Here is a 20,341-nt window from a genome sequence, read left to right as displayed (position 1 = left end):
GCATAAAGGCCGGATAGAGAGCTGCGACCCATCCTGTCAATCTGAACACACGAAAGCTGTTGCAAAACGGGACGCGTTCATAGAGACCTCCTGTGAAGTAATGCAATGGACTCCCCACCCCTCGGGGTGGCGATAATTACGATTTTCCAATGAGGACGTCCAGCATGAGCGCAGAACTGATCGGGCTCGATATCGCGAAGAATGTCATTCAAGTTCACGGAGTGAACGCAGCCGGCGCAGCGGTACTGACGAAGCGCCTCAAACGTTCTCAGGTGCTCGAGTATTTCGCAAACCTTTCGCCTTGCCTGATCGCGATAGAGGCTTGCGCTGGCTCGCACTATTGGGCGCGCCGACTGGCTGGCTTCGGGCACCGAATCAAGCTCATTCCTGCGCAATATGTGAAACCATTCGTCCGGCGTTCCAAAACGGATGCCCGTGACGCCGCAGCAATTTGCGAGGCGGCTCGTCAGCCGGACATGCCAACAGTAGCTGTCAACACCGAGGAACAGCAGGCTGTCCAGATGTTGCACCGAATTCGACAACGGCTTATGCAAGAGCGCACCGCCTTGATCAATCAGGCGCGCGGGTTACTGGGGGAATTCGGGATCGTCTTCCCAATTCACGTTTCAGCCTTCAAAGAGGGGGCACGACGACTTCTCGCGGATGAAAGCGACGCGTTGCCCGCTTTGGCGCGGGACCTATTATTTGATTTGTGCACCGAGTTGACGGCGCTGGAAGAGCGGATCGACACCGTTGATGGGCGCGTGAGACGATTGGCGAAAGAAGATGAGCGTTGCACCAGGTTGCAGGAAATCCCCGGTATCGGTCCAGTGACGGCCACGGCCTTGATCGCCGCGGTGGGGATGCGAAGCGATACAGCAGTGCAAGACGTATGGCCGCCAGTTTCGGACTCACGCCTCACGAGCACAGCAGCGGAGGCAAGCAAAAGTTGCTCGGTATCAGCAAGTCAGTATGACTCCCGTACGGCAAGGCTAGCCGCCGTGCGGATGTAAGCGCGGGTTAGCATTGCTGCCAGAGCCGCATTGAGTGGGGACAGAGCCGCCACTCAACGGTCTGTTTCCGACACGGAGGCCAGCGTGGAAAACGATAGCACGTTGTACGTGGGACTGGACGTTCACAAGGATTCGATCATGGTTGCATATGCGATCGGTATGGGTGACGTAGAGCTGCTGGGCAAGACCGGCACGACACACATTGAAGTGGATCGACTATGCAAGCGGCTGCAGTCAAAGGCCCGGCACATCGTTGTGGTCTATGAAGCCGGCCCTTGCGGATATGGTCTTTACCGACGGCTTATCGACAAAGGGTTTGCATGCATGGTGTGTGCACCATCCTTGATTCCACGCAAGCCGGGAGAGCGCATCAAGACGGACCGGCGCGACGCAATCAAGCTGGTGCGTTCGCTGCGGGCTGGTGATTTGTCCGCCGTACATGTGCCGACCGTGGAAGATGAAGCGTTTCGTGATCTGGCGCGTGCATGGTCATCGGCAAGGGAAGACCTCAAGCAGGCACGGTGTCGACTGAAATCGTTTTTGCTCTCACACGGGGTGCGTTATGCCGGTCGCCCCGACTGGGGCCCGACACATCGACGCTGGTTGAGTACCTTCTCGTTCGATAGTGCATGGCAGCAACTGGCATTCAATGAACATCGTCGCACGATCGAAGATCGCCTGGCGCAATGCGAACGGCTAGAGGTGGCACTGCGTGAGGCTGTTCTCAACTGGCGCTTCTATCCCGCCGTACTAGCTCTGCAAGCAATGCGTGGCATCCAGTTCACGTCCGCAATTGGACTGACCTCCGAACTGGGTGATCTGTCACGATTCGAGCACCCGAGGCAGTTAATGGCATGGCTCGGTGTGACGCCCTCGGAACACTCATCAGGTGGCAAACGTCGGCAAGGTAGCATTACGAAGACAGGCAACAGTTATGCAAGGAAACTGCTCGTCGAATCAGCCTGGAGCTACCGACATCCGGCACGCGTGAGCATCGATATCCAGCGCCGTCACGAGGGCATACCCAAGGCGATAATCGATCGCGCGTGGGATGCGCAGTTACGGCTTTGCCGGCGATACCGCAAGCTTGTAGCCCGAGGTAAGAGCGCGCACGTTGCAATCATCGCCGTCGCACGCGAGCTGACCGGCTTCATATGGGATATCGGACGGCTGGGGATGTCTCTCGCTTCGCCGCGAGGGACAAAACCAGCGTAGCGTAACGTACACAACGCAAGAGTTTCTTGAAGGCGGCGCAGCCCGGTATTCGAGCAATCCGCGTCCTCGTTTGGCAACGGCATCATCAGTCGACTTGCGTAGCAAGAAAGCGGCAGGCTCTCGAGACGGACCTCTGTAATGCGGTACCAACCCGCGAATATCAGCGTGATCCACCGTCGAGACTTACTGCTACGCCGCCCTCAGGAAATTCGGAAGCGAAAGTGAACACAAAGCTTAAACCCGATCCCGATTGACACCGGGAGTCATATCAACGGGGAGATCGGTACATCCGCTGGCTGCTGGTCCAAGGAGCGCGGTCGATCATGCGATTTGCGAGCAAGCTAACCGATGCGCTGTCGCGCTGGGTCTGTCAGCTCGCGAGCAGACGTGGGGTGAATGTCGCAGCGGCGGCGCTGGCGAACAAACTAGCACGCATAGCGTGGGCGTTGCTTGCTGCGCGGCGACAATTGTGCTGTCCGGTCGGCGACAACTATCTTGGCCGGTTGGTGAGCGCGGAGGCGGCGTAGCCGCCGTAGCGTTCGCCAGCCGGCGGCGGTCGGGTTGAGGGTTTTAGGATCGACGTCTTCGCAACTGCAGAGTGCGTCGTGCCAGGAACTCGAATAACAGACCGTCAGGTACATCTGTATATGCAAAACCGCAAAAAGCACACGCAAGAAGTTGCCGCTGCCAAAGCAGGCATCAGCGTCCGCAGCGCCCGGCGGATTGAGTCGGCGCCATCTCTTCCCTCACAGAAGCCCGAGCGCTCGTGGCGCACGCGCGCTGATCCGCTCGCAGATGTTTGGGATACGGAGATCAGGCCGCTGCTTGAGCGCGAGCCCGGTCTCATGGGCATCACCTTGATGCGCCGTCTCCAGGATGAGTATCCCGGCCATTACCCGGACTCCATGTTGCGTACCTTGCAGCGCCGTATCCGGGTCTGGCGCGCGACCAGTGGGCCGCCACGCGAGATGTTCTTCGCCCAGCAGCATGTGGCCGGCCAGATGGGTCTATCGGACTTCACCGACGTCTCCCCGCTAGGTGTGTCCATCTGTGGCGTGCCGTTTCCGCACATTCTGTATCACTTCGTGCTGGCGTTCTCCCGCTGGGAGTATGCAGAGGTCAACGAGGGAGGCGAGAGCTTCGAGGCACTGACCAGTGGCTTGCAAAGCGCACTCTGGATGGCCGGCGGCGCTCCTCGCGAACATCGCACCGACAGCCTGTCGGCAGCGTATAAGAATCTGAAGCCCGATGACGATTGGACTTCGCGCTACAGCGAGTTGCTCGATCACTACGGCATGGTGGGCACGCGAAACAATCGCGGCGTGAGCCACGAGAACGGGAGCGTCGAAGGTTCCCATCGGCATCTAAAAGACGAGCTCGATCAGGCATTGCTGTTACGCGGCTATCGCGACTTCGACAGCCGCGCGGATTACGAGCGGTTTGTGCGCGACATCGTCTTGCGACGCAACCGGCGGGTCAGCAAGGCGTTTCAGGTAGAGCGGGAGGCCTTGCGTGCGCTGCCACCTCGTCGCACCACCGACTACACGGAGGAAGACGCGCTGGTGACTCGCAACGGTACCTTTACCGTACGCAACATCCTTTACAGCGCGCCCTCGCGCCTGATTGGTCATCGCCTGAAGGTGCGGCTCTATCGGGACCGACTCGAGTGTTTCGTGGCTGGCACACAGGTTCTAGAGGTGCCACGAGGTCAACGCGATCCGGGAACCAGCCGGGGTCGTGTGATCGACTACCGACACTTCATCGAGAATCTGCGGCGCAAACCGCAGGCGTTCGCCGGTTATCAATTCCGCGACGCGCTGTTTCCGCGCGAAGCCTATCGCCAGACTTGGGACGAACTGAGCCTGCGTCTGCCTCAGCGCCAAGCTTGCAAGACCATGGTCACGCTGCTCGATCTGGCTGCGCGCGACGGCGTCGAGGCTGTGCTGGCAAGTCGGCTTGAACAGATCCTGGCTGCCGGCGAGCTGCCCGATCCTATCGCCTTGCGTACTGAACTGGCGCCGCCGGCACCGTCATGGCCGCAGGTGGTGGTACAGATTCCGGATAGCCGCCTGTACGATTCACTGTTCGCCAGACAGGTGGCAGCATGAACGCGCCCGTTACCGACCCCGCACGCCTGAGCCTGATGCTCGGCGAATTGCGCTTGCCGATGATCACCCGGCTGTGGCCCGAGTTCGCCGAGCGCGCCGATAAGGAAGGCTGGCCTGCGACACGATTGCTGTCGGCGCTGGTCGAACACGAACTGGCTGACCGCTCGCGCCGGCGCATCGAGCGTCATCGTACCGAGTCCCATCTGCCGCTTGGCAAGACGTTGGAGTGCTTCGACTTCAGCATGGTGCCGATGCTATCGAAGCCTCATCTGCAAGCGCTCGCGGCAGGTGATGCGTGGCTTGAGAAAGGTGCCAATTTGCTGCTCTTCGGGCCGCCGGGGGCCGGCAAGTCGCACGCAGCGGCCGGGCTCGGACATGCGCTGATCGATGCCGGCTATCGGGTGTTCTTTACGCGCGCTGACGAACTCGTGCAACGTCTGCAGCTCGCCCGACAAAGCCTGCAACTGACATCGGCGATCAACAAGCTCGATCGCTTTGACCTGTTGATCGTCGACGACATCTCCTACGTGCGCAAAGACCAGGCCGAAACCAGCGTCCTGTTCGAACTCATCGCGCAAAGGTATGAGCACCGGTCGGTTCTGATCACCGCGAATCAGCCGTTCTCCGAGTGGAACTCCGTGTTCCCAGATCCCGCGATGACCATCGCTGCTATCGACCGGCTGGTGCACCACGCTACCGTGTTCGAACTGAACGTCGAGAGCTACCGTCGCCGGACCGCACAGGCAAACGCGCTCGAGCGCGACAACTATGTGCCGCCACCCCACGCTCAGCGACAACTATCGGACAACCCGTTCGACTGACGACAACTACGCTGACGCCGGTAGCAAAAGACTTGAGGCAACGACTTGGGAGCGACAACTATGACTTAGCACCAGGAGAAACTACCCCTCAACCGGCCAGAATAGTTGTCGCCGGGCGGCCGCAGTAGTTGACGCCATACAGCTTGCCAAGAGCGAGCGCTTCGCGACCGCATGAATCCATAAAATCTCTGCAGTACAACCACCAGCAGTTTGCGAATGATGAACAATCGATGATGCGATGGGTCTGACCCAGCCTCGAAAATCCGACAGGCGTAGTGGCCAAGGAAGGCCGCTGAAGTAATGAGAACGAGGCAGGCGATTTGCATTATGGCCAGCGGTGACCCGCATAAACAGGCCGAATATATAAGTGCAGACTGACACCTTGCATCAAGAGAAGACGCATTGTTTGCAAAACTTGGGGAGTCCATATATACGCCTGGATTGATTCGCATCGTCGGCACTATCCGCTGTCGGCGCTGTGCGGGATCCTGTCGGTCAGTCTGAATGGCTATCGGGCATGGAAGCGTGGCGGTACGCCTGGGCGCAGGCGCCTCACTGATGCCCAACTGCTCGCCTTGATTCGGTCTATCCACGCCGAGGTCAAGGGCGCTTATGGCTCGCCACGGATGACCGAAGAGATTCGCGCGCGTGGTTTTCCGGCTAGCAAGGAGCGGGTGGAGCGACTCATGCGCGACAATGGCATCCGGGCCCGTCACAAGCGCCGTTATCGCGTTACGACGGACTCGAAACACAAGCTGCCGGTCGCTGAGAATCTGCTGGCACGCAACTTCACGCCGACAGCGCCGAATCAGGTCTTTACGTCGGATATCACGTACATCTGGACCGATGAGGGATGGCTGTATCTTGCTATCGTGCTGGACCTGTTCAACCGGGAGGTCGTCGGTTGGTCGATTAAGCCGCGCATGACAGCTGACATCGTGACCGACGCGCTGACGATGGCATGGTTCCGACGACGGCCCGAGCCCGGCGCGCTGCATCACTCGGACAGGGGCAGCCAATATGCCAGCGACGACTTCCAGCGCAAGCTGGCGCAATATGGCATGCGCTGCTCGATGAGCCGCAAGGGAAATTGTTGGGACAATGCCCCGACGGAGAGCTTCTTCAACAGCCTGAAGAACGAACGGGTGCATGCTACGCGATACCGCACCCATCAGGAAGCGATGGCGGACCTGTTCGAATACATTGAAGTGTTTTATAACCGCAGTCGTCGTCATTCGTCGCTCGACTTCGTATCACCGGTTCAGTTCCTGCAAGACTGGATGAAGGCTCAGCAGACCAAGGACGCGGCTGCATAACCAAAGGCCTCTGGAAGGCGAAAAACCGAGGGAACCTCACTTCAGCTTCTACTGTCTATGCCTGGCACCTAAATTCCATAAGCGGTCGACGTCATGCGGGGAGTCGACCTATTCGTTTCTATTCCAAGCTTCGTCGGTCACCACGCACTGGTGCGTCCTTGACAGAGGTTGCTCAAATTGGCATGTAACTCCGGCGGCCCCACTCCTAAAATCAACCGACGCGGCATCGGTCATTGGTCCTGCGACGAGATACTCGTTGGCCTAGCTACTCCGATAGCCGGTAAAACCCCTATGAAGCCCAAGGCCGCGGTTGTCTCAAAATATATAAACTAAATGCGTATTTACGCGGCTTTGAGGACGTTTGCGTGGGCCTGTTGTCGGCATGCCGGGGGAGCAAATGAAAAGAACGTCGAACCCAATTCGAGGATTGTGGGCATGTAACGCGCTCACACTCGATGGAGAAATCGAACACCTGGAGAGGGTTCTGTCGGGAGAAGGCGCGCATTCCACCTTTGCTGTCAAACGACGCAAAGTTGTCCAGAAAATGACCTAAAGTAGTCTATTCGGCAAATATGTAAGCGTGCGATCTGGAGAAGTCTCTATTTATCAATGGGTTGTCGCATGAGTGACGTAAAGCCGTCCAATCAGACGGGCAGGCGGATGCCCTCAATGGCGAGATTTTGTGGAGGTTTTGCCGCGCCGTTGTGCCGATATAGCTGAGTTGAGCTCGTCGCAGCAAGTTCGGCTGGACGCGCGAGAGCCGGGTGCAGGAGATAGGACTTGCGCGTCCGCATGAACGACGCGAGGCGATGCCATATCCACGCTGACGTTGTTAGATCCTCCTGCAGCCAGACCATCAACTGGCCGGTCCACGCCGCGTATGCAATCGCCGGAGGGCGATCCGGGCTGTGTGCCAGCCAACCGGACAGACCCAGTGCCGGCGTCGAAAGACGGTGATCGCGATCGCATGTGCGAGCAAAGCCGAACCAACTCAGATGCCAGCCGACGGCTGCCGCCGTCTCGCTGCTGACGGCATCGGTGGCGATGGCGAATTGCTGACGGCATAGAGCGGTCCACACGGGCATATCGATATCGGGAAGTGCCTGCCCAAAAAACGCGTCTCGAAATTGCAGGAGTGTCGACTCAAGTTCAAGAAAGCTTTGCGTGAAGTGAGGCCAGTTCGTCTGATTGAAGCGAGGCCGGTCAGGCCCGGAAGGATCGGGTTTATGACCGAGTGGGTCCGTGGAAAGTTGGGGTCGCCTTGCCAATAGCTCCGCAATAGTCGGCGGTGGAGTATCGTAAAGGCGGTTCGACATGCGCAGGTGTGTCGTGCAGCGAATCGATGCCGCGCAAGTGCGTTGCGCCGGCACGAACTGGCCCGTCAGAAGATCGTGCGGTCGACGTGGGAGTTTGGAAAGGCGCGTGGTGGTTTCAGCGACCTAGGCCTGCCACCTGCGCAGAATTCGAGCGGGACGTCCCGATATCGGCGCGCATCGCCCGGCCGGCACGTGCAGGGCCGGTACCCATTGTTTGCCGCATTGCACGCAGGCGAGTGGATGTTCCGCCATGTCGCGCTGGAGCGTGTATCGAATTGGCCGTGCGCAACCGGGGCATCCGAGTCTGAGGGCACGATGATGCAGTGGGCAACGGGTAATGAAGCGCCATTGGAACCATGCGGCATGAAATCCCTGCTGCAAGCATTCTCGGCAGTAACGCAGTTCGGCGCTCGCGACAGGCGGTCCGGGTGTGGTGTAGCAGAATGCGGCTATCACGTCTGCGGGAGAGGCTGCCAATAGATCACCCAAGCGAGCCGGGTCGAATCGATCGGCGCGGCGCAGATCTACGCCGTTTGTCGGGATTTCCTTCCGAGGCAAAAGGACCAGACTCGAGAGTTCGTGCAACGTCAGTCGATTCAGCAACGAAAATTTCGACAGGCGCATCCACATGGATTCGCCGACAGTGCTCCACTCGGGGCGTGACGTGAAGCGTGCTTCGCCAATGGCCATCGCCTGCCAGAGAATCGGCGATTGGTCTTCTTTCTGGTGCTCTTCACGCATGATCCATCATCTGCTGATTGCGGACAACGTGGTGCTGCCAGCTTTCTGCGCCAGGACGTACCGACTGCGTTCGACCATCGACGTCCAGAACGGCACATCAAAGGTCAGCGTTGAATTATCAATAACACTGCTAATCAGCAAAGAGGCTTCGGCCGCCGCAGTGAAATATTTCATGGGGATTTCGACCGGTCCGTCCAACTGGGCCTTGATGTGGGCATCCTCGAAGGCATGCCAGAGAGCGCCGGCCGAGTCCAACATGCGTAAGCCGGCGTCATAGGCTTGAGGAACATAGAAGCGCGTATAGCACCAGCCGGATGCCTCGGGATACTCGCCCTGATCATACGCTTTTAGCACCGCCCGGCATTCGGCCGCGGAGGTGATGCCGCGAAACGCAAGCTCCTCTACCATGAATCGTGCAACGATCTGGCCTTTGTCCTGCGCTTGAAACGCAGACTTTTGCGCGACCAGCTGAGACTGGCCGACCAAGAACACGAACAGACGCAAAGGTACGGAGAAAAGGGCATCCGACCAAACCGATGAGGTTCCAAACCGCCAGCTCGCCTTGGGCCAACGCTTTATTCCGTTCGCAAACGCTTGGGATCCTCCGTTCGCCGGTATTTCGCGCCGTCCCTGATGTCATAGACGTTGTTGCCAAGTTGAGTGGGTCTCACGTCCTTGCTTTGAGGGAAGAAGTGGCGGCATGGTGATTGCGCGCACGATAGGTTCCCTACGCCGCTTTCCGCCCGACGCAGCGGTGTAAGGAGCAGCCTTCTTCTGAACGAAAAGAGCGGGCGATCTTTGGGAGACGACAATCATGACGACAAGCAACTTGACCGGTTCCGGCGCGGCGCAAGGCGGCGCAAACATCGTCGGCAGTGGTGTGGGTGACGGCCCTGGTCCCGATGTCATGGCAGCGTCCACACTTGACAGCACGACGGTTATCACGTCGGACGGCGAGGACGTTGGGAAGATTAAAGACATCATGCTGGATGTGCGTAGCGGGCGTGTGGCGTACGCCGTTCTGACAAGCGGCGGCTTTCTGGGCATGGGAGACACCCTAAGGGCAATACCGTGGAATGCACTGACGCTTGACACGGACCAGAAGGTCTTTAGAGTGGACATAACTGCCGACCGCATCAAAAGCGAGCCCGGCTTCGACAAGGACCACTGGCCATCCATGGCTGATGTTAGCTGGGGAAGCTCCATGCATCAGTACTACAATCGCCAGCCGTATTGGTCGACCGCATCAGACCCGCTCAGCGGAAGCAGCGACCCGCTGACGGGAACGAATCCCGTCACCGGCAGCCGTGACCCGCTGTTGTAATCGGAGCCGTAGCAAACCGAGCGGCCCTCGTCGAGGGCCGCCCAGCAGCAATGGTGTTTTGTGGTCCGGCTTCCAGTTTCTTTGCACGGGCTGGCTGCCTACAGCGGCGATCCAAGCGGTGTCTGCCGTACAAGAATGCATCCGTTCATCCGATGTCCCGCCGCGGTGCTCAGATGAGTTCCGACTCGGTTTGATGAAGCCGCCCCTGTTTCGCGTTCGAGCCGCCCGATGACGCGCCGCAGGCACCGCTTCTTTCAGAGCCGCATCAGCGTCATACAGCGCATCCATTTCCCTTTCCGCTTTATTGCGTTTCAGTCCAAGACTGCGACGGCGGCGTTTTCCGTTGGCTCAGTAGTGGTATCGACAGGAGATAATATTGACCTGTGTGGCGACGATTTCATAAACCAATCGATTTGTCTCATCGATGCGACGCGACCAAAAACCAGTCAAGTTTTCCTTCAGCGGTTCAGGCTTCCCGATACCCTCAAATGGCGAGCGCTGCACGTCCTTGATGAGTTGATTGATGCGCCTCAGCGTCTTCTTGTCCTGCCCCTGCCAGTAGACGTAATCGTCCCAAGCTTCGGCGGTCCACATGATGTTCGACGCACCGCTCATTCAGCGTCGTCAACCATCTTGCGGGGTTTTACCTTGCCCGCACGTGCCTGCGCGATCGAACGTTCCAGATGGGCTACGTTTGCCGGGGAGCGCAGAAGATGGACCGTTTCCATCAAGCTATCGTAGTGCTCCTGGGACATGACAACCGCATTGGGCGCGTCGCGGCGAGTGATGAGCGTCACGTCCACATCATCAACAACCTGGTCAATGACGCGCTTTAGATTCGCGCGAGCGTCGGTGAAAGGGATGGTACGCATTTCTCCTCCTTCCTGGCTAACTTGGACCGATACAGGTACAACTCTACCATAACTGCAGCGACATGTACAGGTATAAGTACATGTGGGTACCTTCGTTTTCTGTGCTGTTACTCGTCGAGCTCCAAAACTCGGACCATCGCAGCCGACGATCGTAGGCCGAAGCCCCGCTCGAATGCTGTTAGGAAAGGGCCGAGCAGGAAAGCGTGTGGCGATTTGATTATCTGATCCGGAAGACGTGCCGCTGCTCGAGTGGAGTTCGTTCAGCTGGCAATTGATCTTTAGAGGCGGCGTTCAAGCAGCTTCTGTATGAGATCGTCCACAACGGTCCCGGGAAACGCGCAGCCATCGAAAATCTCGTACAGGGGGCGTACCGCCGTTTTCAAATAATCAGCGATTGCCGTTGCGGGAATTGTCTGAACCGACGAGCGCCGTCGGAAACGCCGCGGGCGCTCGGGCTTGTGTCGGTAAGTCGATCGGCTCTTACACCGCAGGCAGATATGAAAACAGTTACACCGTGAACGTCTTTGACAAAATCAGCGGACGCCGGGCCGTCTCTACGGCAGCCGCGCATCCTGGGTTGAAGCGGAAGAGCCGCCTTGGCGCAGCGCGCGGTCAATGCGACGACCGAAAGACCGGGTTTAGGTGGGGTGGAGCAGATCTTGCGCCGTGGAGGTTGATGGGCAAGCCAGCTGTGGATGCCCCAACCGTCTTTCACAATGGACAACCTCAACCTCCGTCGGCCCAAGCTTGTCTTCTTTCCGTCGAAGTGCCCCGAGCCGACGCCCGGCCGTTCGGCAGAAGACTATCGCGTGTACGCGTCGTATCGTCCGGGCACCAGCGGGCGATTCATGGGTACATTAAAGGTCGTGCGCGTGACGGACGGACGACTTCTCTTTCCATTTGATGGCGCCGAGGAACTCGGTCCTTTCGAGACCAAAGAGGCGGCGAAGAATGCGGCGGCGATTCGTGGCAGGGAAATCGTCGAAGCCGACCTCCGTTCGCCTGAGCTTTAACCGCATGATGACGAGGCCGTATCGCGTGCATCCTTTGAGTCCGACGGACACCGACGTCGTCTTCGTCACATGAAATTCAGCGGCTGGCGTTCTGCCTAGGAAATTCCTGGTATGGCGCAAGCTTTGCCTGTCGTCATTGCATTCCGAAACCTTTACCCACAGGCAGGCCGGTGCGCGATGCTTTAGAGGACAAGAAATGAAGACGCTGAAAATCAGCCAACTGCGCCCGACTCAGATGACGCATGGCCTACGTGAGATACGTCAGAAGACTGAAGCGTACGAGCGCCTGAAGGGCCACGAACTGGAGATGGCCATTGCTTACAAGCCGATTCCTGTCGTCTACGGTCCGGACGAAGTACCGTACGCAATCGACCATCACCACGTTGCCACCGCGCTTTGGCATGCCAAAGTGAAGCGTGTGCCAGTTGTGCTCGTTAAGGATCTCTCGAAGCTATCGCTTGCCGAATTCTGGCTCGCACTAGAAAACAATCGCTGGACCTATCCATACAACGCTCTCGGCCAGCGAGTGCCATTCTCGGAGATGCACGCATACATCTGGGACCTCGAGGGCGACGAATATCGCAGCGTTTCTGCATCGGTCCGCGATGCGGGAGGCTATGCGAAGACTTCCGTTCCTCTCGAAGAGTTCCGATGGGCGGATTTCCTCCGCCATAGGCTGCACGCTCCTCAGAATGATGCCGAATTCGATTCGCTCATCATGAAGGCGGTCGAGCTCGCGAAAAGCGAAGCGGCGTTGGGGCTTCCCGGATATCTCGGCTGAGCAGTGCTTTGTGGGTTCTCGAGCGTCCGCAAGGATGAGCGGCCGCGCATTGCCCGTTGGAATCGGAGGAAACCATGAGCCTCATACTTACTCTCTTCGGTGAAGGGCGAGACCTCAACTCCGTGCAGATGGCCGCACGCGCGATCGCGGTCTTTCTCGGCGCACTGATCTTTATCCGCATCGCAGGCCGGCGTTCGTTCGGACAGCGTTCGCCTTTTGACTACGTCGTCGCCATATTGCTGGGCGCGACGCTTAGCCGCGTCATCGTGGGCGCATCGCCCGCCGTACCGACGGCTGGCGCATCGCTCGTGATCGTTCTGCTACACCGCGTCCTCGCCTGGGCATGCGTTCACTCAACCAGGCTGGAGAGAATCATCGTCGGCGCGGAAAGAGAGGTCTTCAAGGATGGCAGGTTCAACGACAAGCAGATGTCAGCCGCTCTGATCACAAAAGCGGATGTGTTCGAGACCGTCAGACAGGAATTGCATGTCACCGGGCTGGAAGAAGTGAACGCAGCCATTCTCGAGCGCAACGGCCAAGTTAGCCTTATTAAAAAGCCGAAGAATCAGCCGGTCGATTGATGCACCGATGAGCAGTGGAGCGGCGACATGGCGACCCTGCAAGAGCGAGCGCTGTTTTTGCCGCTGAAGAACAATCCGCGCACCACCCGCGCCACGAGCCGAACGACCACAAGTCGGGATGCGATGCGATTACTCACCTACGATCGTCGCGCCGTCGAAAAGCTGTTCGACGCGTTCGAAAAGGCGAAGAAGGACCGTCTCGCTAGCCGCGCTCGTGCGGCGCGCCTGCGAAGAGCTGACTGCTCGCGCGACTTTTTGGCATTCAGCGTGCCGTGCACAGATGCGCGTTGACCTGCACCGGCGAGGCATGGTCGTCATAGGGCGGCTGGCGCTCGAAGTTTTCGATGACTCCGGGCCTGAATATCAGGCAGTATGTTGAGCCGCCGTACTGGAAGTAGCCGAGCTCTTCACCCTTGCGCACGCGCTGGCCGGGCAGCGCCTCGATCACGCATGACGACACTTCCGCCATGCCGACGAACACGCACGCGACTTCACCGATGCTCGGATCGTCGCAGTCGATGACGATCACCGCCCGCGCCGCGACTGCAGTGATATAGCCTTGCGAATCGTTGAGACCGCTCGGGTCTTCGCCCTCCGAATCGGCGTTCGAGTAATAGGCGCCGTCGACGAGATACGCATTCTTGATCGTCCCACTTACGGGCGCATGCCAGCGGTGATAGAAGAACGCGCTGAGATAGGCCTGATACACCGTCCCGCCGACGAAGCGGCCCGCGAGCTCCGCTTCTTTGGCGGTGAATATTTCGAGCAGCGAATACGGCTGCGACTTGATCCAGAACGAATCCTGAAGCTGCACGTCGTGCTGTACGTTATACGGCGACGCTTCGCACGCGCTGATGACGACCTTGTTATCGTCAGGCCGTGCGACGGGACGTGCACCGGGCTTGAATTCGCGCGTGAAGAAGTGATTCCACGACGAGAATCCCCAATAAGGCTTATGCGGATCGCAGAGAAACTGATCGAGCCCGATCTTCGCGTCCGCTTGCTCGCTGAACCAGCCGTTCGGCGAGGCCGTCGTCAAATACGTGCGCGAATACGGTCCGCTCAAGAACCCGGACCACACGTTCAGCACTTTCTTCAAATGTGAGTTGAACGCCGGATCGCGAAACAGCGCGCAGCCCGATGGCATGACCATCGGCCAATCGAGCAACGCGTTCACCGGACAATGAATCAGGCTCGATTCGCTGAAAGGCGGCGCATAGGTCAGCATCGCATCGAGCAGAACGATAAATTCGTCTACGCTCGAATAACCGAGGGTATATCCGGCTTCGCGCGCCTGCAGGATCGCACGCGTAAAGTCCATGCGCACGACCGGATCGTCGCGGATAAATGCGGCCAGTTCTTCGACTACGCGGTTCATCTTCGTCGCCTTCGCTCGCTGGCGGGCGTGCTCTGCGAAGGTTTCGCGAAAGCGAGCAATGACTTTTTCTTCGCGCGGAAGCCACTCACCTAGGCGGCGGCGTTCGTCAGTCGCCATGCCGTCTCCGATCTGTTCGTTCGATGGAAGACGTGAAGCACGTTATATGCCCCGTGCTTCTGCTACGGCGTCATCGCCGGATCGAACTGACGGAGCATGAATGCTGTGGCGAGCCTGTGCTCGGACGAAGTGTTCGCGCGCGGCTGTGAGCGGCGCGGGCTTCTATGATCGCCTCGGATTGATTGCGAACCTTGCCCCAATTCTCGTTGCTCCGGCGCCCCCATTATCGCGGGCGCCATCGTACTCGACCAACCTAGGAAGTTATTCTCGAGCGTCTCGAGCAGACCCCTCGATATCGGACCGTGTGAAACCGCCCATATAGTCTCCGTCGTTCAGAAACGAGGGCGATGGGCCGACGATAATGTTAGCGATGAAGCGCTCAGGGGCGCGTATTGCTCCAAGCATGCCGATCATGGCGCTGACAGAGTGACCGACGAAGACCGCAGGTCCGTCCGCGAAATGATCAAGATTCTCCAAGACGTCGTCGGCATACCCGTGCAACGAACCGTACTTTTGGTGGTAGTCGTAACATGACATGTCCGATCCCCCACTACCGACAAGGTCGAATAAGACGGTACGGTAGCGGTCGTCGAACGAGGGCGCAACGGAGCGCCACATCGACTGGTCGCACCAAAATCCATGCGAGAAAATCATTGTGACGCGGCCGTGCCCGCCAACACGTACGTTGCTGCGTGTGGTTACGTCCATCGGAGAATTATCGGTAATCCGCAGTAGGCACATGATAGCCGAAGAGCGTTGGCCTACCGTGCGCAGGCGGTACTGCAACGATCTCGGCATTCCCCGTCCGGGTTCTACCGTTTGACGGAACGGAATCGGCCTCTACAGTCGGCGAGGCAATCCGCCAACAATCGAGCCGGAAGCACAAGGATTCACGGAAAGCCGCCCGGGTGCGAACTCCTCGCTGTCGCGCTCGCTACGTCTCGCGGGCGCCACGGCTTTCGACGGTTGGTTCGGCGGCTGATATTGGGGCAAGCTGCCCGATCAGGCACAATAAGCTGTTGACCGATTTGCCCTTGCGGCAATAAGCGTCGATCAATGCCGCCTTGCCCCGATCGATCACTTCGCGTTCCGCTAAGGAGGTATGCGCGATGAACGGAACCGACGCCAAGCGGTATAAAGTTCGAAGGGCTCGCGCTACCGTAAAGCCGTCAGCGTCCGACATCTGAATGTCCAGGATGACTAGGTAAGGTGTCCACTGTTGCGTCGCATGCATGGCCGCGGCCCCACCGACAGCAACGGTAACGCGCATGCCCGCCGCCTCGAGCGCATGCGCTAACGCGTCGGCGACCGCATGGTCGTCATCCACAATGAGTACGGAGACAGGGGGCGCCACTGTCCGAAAGATACGATCGGTCCACAAATGGAACCTCGGTTGGCTGCGTTGCATGGTTTGTCTAGCGTTTGCAAACCTAAGTCAGCAACCAACGTTCCCTCGCGCAACCGCTCAATGCGCTCGGCTTAAGGCAGTGAGGGTGGACGCGACTCCGTAGCTCCCCGGCCGGTTTTCGGACGCTCGTCGAACCTTTTGGGTCGAAGTCAAAGAAGCTTAGCAGTGTCCCTTCGGCTGGGCGCCGAGCGTTGGCAGCCTGGTAACTTTCCACCCGTCGGGTTGCTTTGCACCAGCCGCTCTCCGGCCCGCGGAAAGCGGCTGTCGCGCGCTTCGTGCCGCGCTTTCTCTACGCTCGTGGTTCGGTCACGGGGACCAGGCTGTTAAACACTTGATGTTGCCCGCGTGGAAACAGGCCACTAAAAAGCTGCCGAGGTGCGTCCGTTCACGTTGCGTCACGCGTCTGGCTCTCGGCGGAATCGGTTGCTCGTGCATCCGCGAGCCGACGTGCAATTTCCGCTGCGACTCCGTCGTCGCCAGTAAGCTCGCTGCTCGCGTCGTGCTTTTCGACGAGCTGGAGATATGCAGCGGCCAGCTTTCGCAGTTCATCCTCCGTCGCGTCCTCAATGCCGATCAATTGATTATTCGCTCGCTTGTTCGAGGCAAGTAACTCATTCAGCTTGAGGTGAAGCGCGACGCTGTCTTTGTTCGCGCTCTGCTGTATCAGAAACACCATGAGGAAAGTAATGATGGTCGTCCCGGTGTTAATGACCAGTTGCCAGCCGTCGGAGAACTTGAAGACAGGACCGGTGACGATCCAGATCATAATGGCGATCACGGCAAGGCCAAAGGCGACCGGCGATCCCGCCCAGCGTGTGACCGCGCTGGCGAACGTATCGAACGCCCGAGTGACAGGATGTGCCTTCGCGTAGCCCGGACTTGAGGTCGATGGAACGGTTTCCATCGGCGCGGCATTGGACAGCTTGTCGTTCATGGCTTTGGCGGAAGATGGAAGATCTAGATCATTAAAATCTACCAGTCCAAGCTTTCGATTTACCGACCAAACCTCCTTACGGTACCTCCGGCGGAAGCGCTGCTCGGGCCACCGACGCCACGCAAGGCACTGCCAAACCGTCAACCTCGGGGGACTTCGACGGGTAGCGAGCGTTTGTGTTGCGTCGCCGCGTGGGAACGGCGGACGGTGGTCACCACCTCGTCGCTTACCTCCCTTCCCTTCAAGGAAGTCATCGATGTTCTCGTAGCTGATGCCCCAACTGTCTTCGTCCGGCCGTTTGGGAGTGAGAGATTCGAGATCTGCGGTCGGAAGTTTCATCACAAGGCGTTCGTCAGCGCGCTAAGGACTGCGCCAGGGCTCGGACACGACGCTTCGTAAGTCCTGACAGCGGCAGGATGTCGGCGCCGCCGTCCCCGAATTCGGTGAAGAATCCCATGAGTGATTCGGCGACGTGATCCGTGCCGATTCCAGCCCTCGACGCGCCCCGGCTATTGCGTACTGCGACATCACCGATTCCGTGCTTCCATCCGGTACATTGACCGACTACCGGGGATCATGATGAACGGCAAGTGGTTTTCGAAATTCGCGAGCTACCTTTCCACGATGACCGGTAGGTCCGCCACCTTTGTGATGGCCGTCGGGCTTGTGATCGCGTGAGCGATCACAGGCCCGTTTTTTCACTACAGCGACACATGGCAGCTCGTGATCAACACGTCGACGACGATCGTCACGTTCGTGATGGTCTTCCTGATCAAGAACACGCAGAATCGCGACACGGCGGCGATGCAGATCAAGCTCGACGAGCTAATCCGCGCCATGCAAGGCGCGCATAACGCGCTGCTCGATCTCGAAGAACTCGAGGAAAAAGACCTGAGCCGTTTCCGAAAACACTACGAAAAATTGGCGGAAGAAGCGCGGAGCGCACTTCGTGCGGGCGGCAGCGACACCGATTCGCCGTTCGTCGACAACCACGACGACAATGATGACGACCGGCGAGGCGATGAAAATCGCGATGGCAAGCCCGGGACCGCGACGCTACGCCGCTAGCAAACGCGCTGGACGACTGCGGGGGGTGTCCGCTCGATGAGCATCACTGTCGTGCCGGGCGCTTTTCTAGGCGGCGAGCGAATGATTGAAAGATACAAGGCGAAGGCCGCTGGCCGGAAACAAGGTCGCGGCGTCTTGGAAAATCGAAGCCGCCATTCTTGACGCGATAGATCGAAAATCGCCAAGTGCGCGGGCCGTCTACGCGCTTGCACTGCGCGGCGGCGCAAAGGCTTCAAGACGTCGCGGTTTGCCAGTACGAGGCAGGCTGCGACCGCAAAATCGCTTTACGGGTATGAAGTTTGCTCACATGCGTTATCCATGGACATCCACTGCACTGGCCACGGTAGCGTGTCGGAAGAAAGGCCGACCCACTTGGGAAGACGCGGGCCGCGATAAATGAGGGCGCATGATGAATCGACCGTTTCTTGTCCATGTGCGGGCGCCTTATCGGCAGACTTACGAGTTGGAGCTCGCGAGGGGCGCCTCGCATATCGCAAGCATGATGTACCCGAGCACGATGAATACTGCCGTCGATGAGACGGCTCGCGAGTTTCTCACAAGATATGGTCCAAGGGATCTTCCCATCTTTCTGGCGATCCTCATTGAGGAGCTGACGAAACGCCGCCGACCGGAAGCTGCAGGTCGCGTCAGGCGTATGCTGATGGAGGATCTGCCCTCTGCAAAGCCCAAATCCCTGCTAGAGGTTATCGCTTGCCACTAAAAGCCCGAAGCGGTAGAAGGCATCGTCCTACAAAGCGACATATGGATATGGGCGCTGATAGCTCGCTGCGGCACGCTCGTTGCGCAATCAAATCATTACGCAACGGTCGGCCAAATGGTCACAATTCTTCTTGTTGACGACGAGCCCAGCACCCTCGAAGGCCTTCAGGCAACCCTCCCGCAGCACTACAACGTTCTCACCGCCGAAAACGGCGAAGTTGGACTCGCTCTTGCCTGTTCGCGGCTTCCTGATCTCATTGTCACTGATCGCGATATGCCGACGATGGACGGTGTCCGCCTGTGCGAAGAACTGGACCGCTACCCAGCATCCCGACAGATTCCCGTTATCATGATGTCGGGCCACGCTTGGTGCGGGGCACTGCCGGCGCCATGGTCGGTGTTTCTTCTCAAGCCGGTCGATCCCGTCGCACTTCAATCAGCAATCAGATCGTTAGTCAGACAGCGATGCGGCAACCAGTCCGGAGGAGTGTTGCCCAGGTCGCCCGACCGGGCAAGACGGTGGGCGCCAATCCACAAGAAATTGCCGCTTTGAAGACTATCTTCCGAGGGGGCAAAAAAAACCAAAAACCGCCCTCTTCGTCCTTGCTCGTACCTTCGGCAGCCCGCAATCTGCTTCATGCGCTTGCCCAGTAGCACTTGGTAAGGGGCGATTCGGTATGAGCAAAAGACGCTGTTCGTAAAGCGGGGCGAGTTTCGACAGATAAAGCGCTAGGGTCCGCTGCGGCTCGCCGGGGCGCGAGGATGATGCCTCCGAAAATCGGAAATGGGCGGGTATCATGGTTGCTAGAAAAGCCAGCGATCCCCGCGGCGGATGCTGGGATGTTCCGTCGCACCTGAGCGCTACGGTCAAGATGTATGGTTGCAACAGCGACGATTCTCCGTCACGAAAAAGTCGACGAGGCGGAAGAGCAGGAACTGCAGCGTTTCTTCTTTCTACTCCGCGACGATTACGCCGGCGAGACGCAGGGCATGATCTCTTTGCGCACCGCGCGAGTGCTTGCCAGAGAGCTGCATGCAAGTACGGCCTTTATGCAGATGGTCGTGGCAATCACCGATGCGGACGAGGCATACTACGACGCCCTCGTCGGCGCACTTTCGTTGATCACTGACCTGCTTGAGCCGCACCAGCAGTGGTGGCGCACTGCAACAGCGACTTCGAGATAGCCTATTTGATCGTCGTTTTCGCTCTGCTCGGTGTTGTCTTGATTGGAGCGTTATTGAGCACGCTGCATTTGGACCGCTGGCATCCAAAGCTTGTGAGCGCGGCGGTGGGTGCTCTTATCGGCATCGCTCTGATTGAAGCGGTACCGGCGATCACGTAGGCGCGACGCTGCGCATAGCTGAGACGGGGCAGTCGGCGACAGAGATGATAGAAGTCCGGCGCTCTTCAAGTGCAAGACGCATCGCGGGACGTACACCAAACCGCATTTTGGTGCAGAGAATTCAGTTGTACGGGCGTCGGCGCGGGAGGGATTCGTTAAACAGCCTGATAATGAGTCGGACCTGCAAAATTGGGTTTTGTTCGTGGACGCCTCGGGGCATTCATCAGGTGGCCTTGTACTTTTCGAACTCAGGCAGTTGTAGGAGGTGCGAG

Annotated in this window: 21 protein-coding genes and 4 pseudogenes; 15 read left to right on the top strand and 10 right to left on the bottom strand. The window is 58.6% G+C overall.

Features of this window, described 5'->3' with window-relative positions:
• Nucleotides 1–149: 149 nt before the first annotated feature.
• From QCE69_RS38885 to QCE69_RS38860, 6 genes and pseudogenes are all read left to right on the top strand, one after another.
• Nucleotides 150–851, top strand: a pseudogene (locus QCE69_RS38885) (IS110 family transposase); the annotation flags it as partial.
• Between the two features lie 41 nt (nt 852–892).
• Entirely contained in the window at nt 893–976 is an 84-nt protein-coding gene (locus QCE69_RS39700) for a transposase (protein ID WP_409021283.1), read from the top strand.
• 121 nt (nt 977–1,097) lie between these two features.
• Nucleotides 1,098–2,228, top strand: coding sequence for an IS110 family transposase (locus QCE69_RS38880; RefSeq protein ID WP_309936089.1), 1,131 nt, complete (start codon nt 1,098–1,100; stop codon nt 2,226–2,228).
• Nucleotides 2,229–2,875: 647 nt separating this feature from the next.
• Complete coding sequence (gene istA / locus QCE69_RS38870; RefSeq protein ID WP_309936088.1) at nt 2,876–4,336, top strand: IS21 family transposase; 1,461 nt, start codon at nt 2,876–2,878, stop codon at nt 4,334–4,336.
• Nucleotides 4,333–5,157, top strand: a complete 825-nt coding sequence (istB, locus tag QCE69_RS38865) for an IS21-like element helper ATPase IstB (RefSeq protein ID WP_309936087.1) — start codon at nt 4,333–4,335, stop codon at nt 5,155–5,157. Before istA ends, istB begins: the two co-directional genes overlap by 4 nt.
• Nucleotides 5,158–5,588: 431 nt before the next feature.
• Nucleotides 5,589–6,473, top strand: a pseudogene (locus QCE69_RS38860) (IS3 family transposase); the annotation flags it as partial.
• 644 nt (nt 6,474–7,117) lie between these two features.
• Here the strand turns inward: QCE69_RS38860 and QCE69_RS38855 are convergent.
• The 3 genes from QCE69_RS38855 to QCE69_RS38845 form a co-directional block, all read right to left on the bottom strand.
• On the bottom strand, nt 7,118–7,789 hold the full coding sequence (locus tag QCE69_RS38855) for a hypothetical protein (RefSeq protein ID WP_309936086.1): 672 nt from the start codon (nt 7,787–7,789) through the stop codon (nt 7,118–7,120).
• Nucleotides 7,790–7,912: 123 nt separating this feature from the next.
• Complete coding sequence (locus QCE69_RS38850) at nt 7,913–8,530, bottom strand: hypothetical protein (protein ID WP_309936085.1); 618 nt, start codon at nt 8,528–8,530, stop codon at nt 7,913–7,915.
• Nucleotides 8,531–8,536: 6 nt separating this feature from the next.
• Nucleotides 8,537–9,022: a hypothetical protein gene (locus QCE69_RS38845; protein ID WP_309936084.1), complete on the bottom strand. Its 486-nt coding sequence runs from the start codon at nt 9,020–9,022 to the stop codon at nt 8,537–8,539.
• 322 nt (nt 9,023–9,344) lie between these two features.
• On the opposite strand from QCE69_RS38845, the gene QCE69_RS38840 reads away from it, so the two are divergent.
• Nucleotides 9,345–9,854 (top strand): PRC-barrel domain-containing protein, encoded by a 510-nt coding sequence (locus tag QCE69_RS38840; RefSeq protein WP_309936083.1) that lies wholly within the window; start codon nt 9,345–9,347, stop codon nt 9,852–9,854.
• 348 nt (nt 9,855–10,202) lie between these two features.
• Here the strand turns inward: QCE69_RS38840 and QCE69_RS38835 are convergent, their stop codons facing one another.
• On the bottom strand, nt 10,203–10,469 hold the full coding sequence (locus QCE69_RS38835) for a Txe/YoeB family addiction module toxin (RefSeq protein WP_309936082.1): 267 nt from the start codon (nt 10,467–10,469) through the stop codon (nt 10,203–10,205).
• Nucleotides 10,466–10,726, bottom strand: a complete 261-nt coding sequence (locus tag QCE69_RS38830) for a type II toxin-antitoxin system prevent-host-death family antitoxin (protein WP_309936081.1) — start codon at nt 10,724–10,726, stop codon at nt 10,466–10,468. The genes QCE69_RS38835 and QCE69_RS38830 overlap by 4 nt, the downstream gene beginning before the upstream one ends.
• A 716-nt stretch (nt 10,727–11,442) precedes the next feature.
• Here QCE69_RS38830 and QCE69_RS38825 point away from each other — a divergent pair.
• From QCE69_RS38825 to QCE69_RS39695, 4 genes are all read left to right on the top strand, one after another.
• On the top strand, nt 11,443–11,739 hold the full coding sequence (locus tag QCE69_RS38825) for a DUF6723 family protein (protein ID WP_309936080.1): 297 nt from the start codon (nt 11,443–11,445) through the stop codon (nt 11,737–11,739).
• 196 nt (nt 11,740–11,935) lie between these two features.
• Nucleotides 11,936–12,520 carry a ParB/Srx family N-terminal domain-containing protein gene (locus QCE69_RS38820; protein ID WP_309936079.1) on the top strand — a complete coding sequence of 195 codons (585 nt, stop codon included), beginning with the start codon at nt 11,936–11,938 and terminating at the stop codon, nt 12,518–12,520.
• 74 nt (nt 12,521–12,594) lie between these two features.
• On the top strand, nt 12,595–13,101 hold the full coding sequence (locus tag QCE69_RS38815) for a YetF domain-containing protein (protein ID WP_309936078.1): 507 nt from the start codon (nt 12,595–12,597) through the stop codon (nt 13,099–13,101).
• A gap of 27 nt (nt 13,102–13,128) precedes the next feature.
• Complete coding sequence (locus tag QCE69_RS39695; protein WP_409021282.1) at nt 13,129–13,392, top strand: hypothetical protein; 264 nt, start codon at nt 13,129–13,131, stop codon at nt 13,390–13,392.
• Here the strand turns inward: QCE69_RS39695 and QCE69_RS38805 are convergent.
• From QCE69_RS38805 to nadE, 5 genes and pseudogenes are all read right to left on the bottom strand, one after another.
• Entirely contained in the window at nt 13,364–14,596 is a 1,233-nt protein-coding gene (locus tag QCE69_RS38805) for a phosphatidylserine decarboxylase family protein (protein ID WP_309936077.1), read from the bottom strand. The two genes, QCE69_RS39695 and QCE69_RS38805, sit on opposite strands and share 29 nt — an antisense overlap.
• 194 nt (nt 14,597–14,790) lie before the next feature.
• A pseudogene (locus QCE69_RS38800) lies at nt 14,791–15,304 on the bottom strand (alpha/beta fold hydrolase); the annotation flags it as partial.
• Between the two features lie 226 nt (nt 15,305–15,530).
• Entirely contained in the window at nt 15,531–16,004 is a 474-nt protein-coding gene (locus QCE69_RS38795) for a response regulator (RefSeq protein WP_309936075.1), read from the bottom strand.
• A 385-nt stretch (nt 16,005–16,389) separates the two neighbouring features.
• On the bottom strand, nt 16,390–16,938 hold the full coding sequence (locus tag QCE69_RS38790) for a low affinity iron permease family protein (protein ID WP_309936074.1): 549 nt from the start codon (nt 16,936–16,938) through the stop codon (nt 16,390–16,392).
• A gap of 140 nt (nt 16,939–17,078) precedes the next feature.
• Nucleotides 17,079–17,475, bottom strand: a pseudogene (gene nadE / locus QCE69_RS38785) (NAD(+) synthase); the annotation flags it as partial.
• Between the two features lie 144 nt (nt 17,476–17,619).
• On the opposite strand from nadE, the gene QCE69_RS38780 reads away from it, so the two are divergent.
• From QCE69_RS38780 to QCE69_RS38765, 4 genes are all read left to right on the top strand, one after another.
• The gene (locus tag QCE69_RS38780) at nt 17,620–18,006 is read left to right on the top strand and encodes a low affinity iron permease family protein (protein ID WP_309936091.1); all 387 of its coding nucleotides are present in this window, start codon (nt 17,620–17,622) and stop codon (nt 18,004–18,006) included.
• An 835-nt stretch (nt 18,007–18,841) separates the two neighbouring features.
• Nucleotides 18,842–19,279, top strand: a complete 438-nt coding sequence (locus tag QCE69_RS38775) for a response regulator (RefSeq protein WP_309936073.1) — start codon at nt 18,842–18,844, stop codon at nt 19,277–19,279.
• Between the two features lie 323 nt (nt 19,280–19,602).
• Nucleotides 19,603–19,911 (top strand): hypothetical protein, encoded by a 309-nt coding sequence (locus QCE69_RS38770; RefSeq protein WP_309936072.1) that lies wholly within the window; start codon nt 19,603–19,605, stop codon nt 19,909–19,911.
• The gene (locus QCE69_RS38765) at nt 19,881–20,069 is read left to right on the top strand and encodes a hypothetical protein (RefSeq protein WP_309936071.1); all 189 of its coding nucleotides are present in this window, start codon (nt 19,881–19,883) and stop codon (nt 20,067–20,069) included. The genes QCE69_RS38770 and QCE69_RS38765 overlap by 31 nt, the downstream gene beginning before the upstream one ends.
• The last annotated feature ends 272 nt before the right edge of the window (nt 20,070–20,341 follow it).

The organism is Caballeronia sp. LZ032, from assembly GCF_031451315.1.
Classification (GTDB): domain Bacteria; phylum Pseudomonadota; class Gammaproteobacteria; order Burkholderiales; family Burkholderiaceae; genus Caballeronia.
This window is presented reverse-complemented; position numbering and strand designations above follow the sequence as displayed.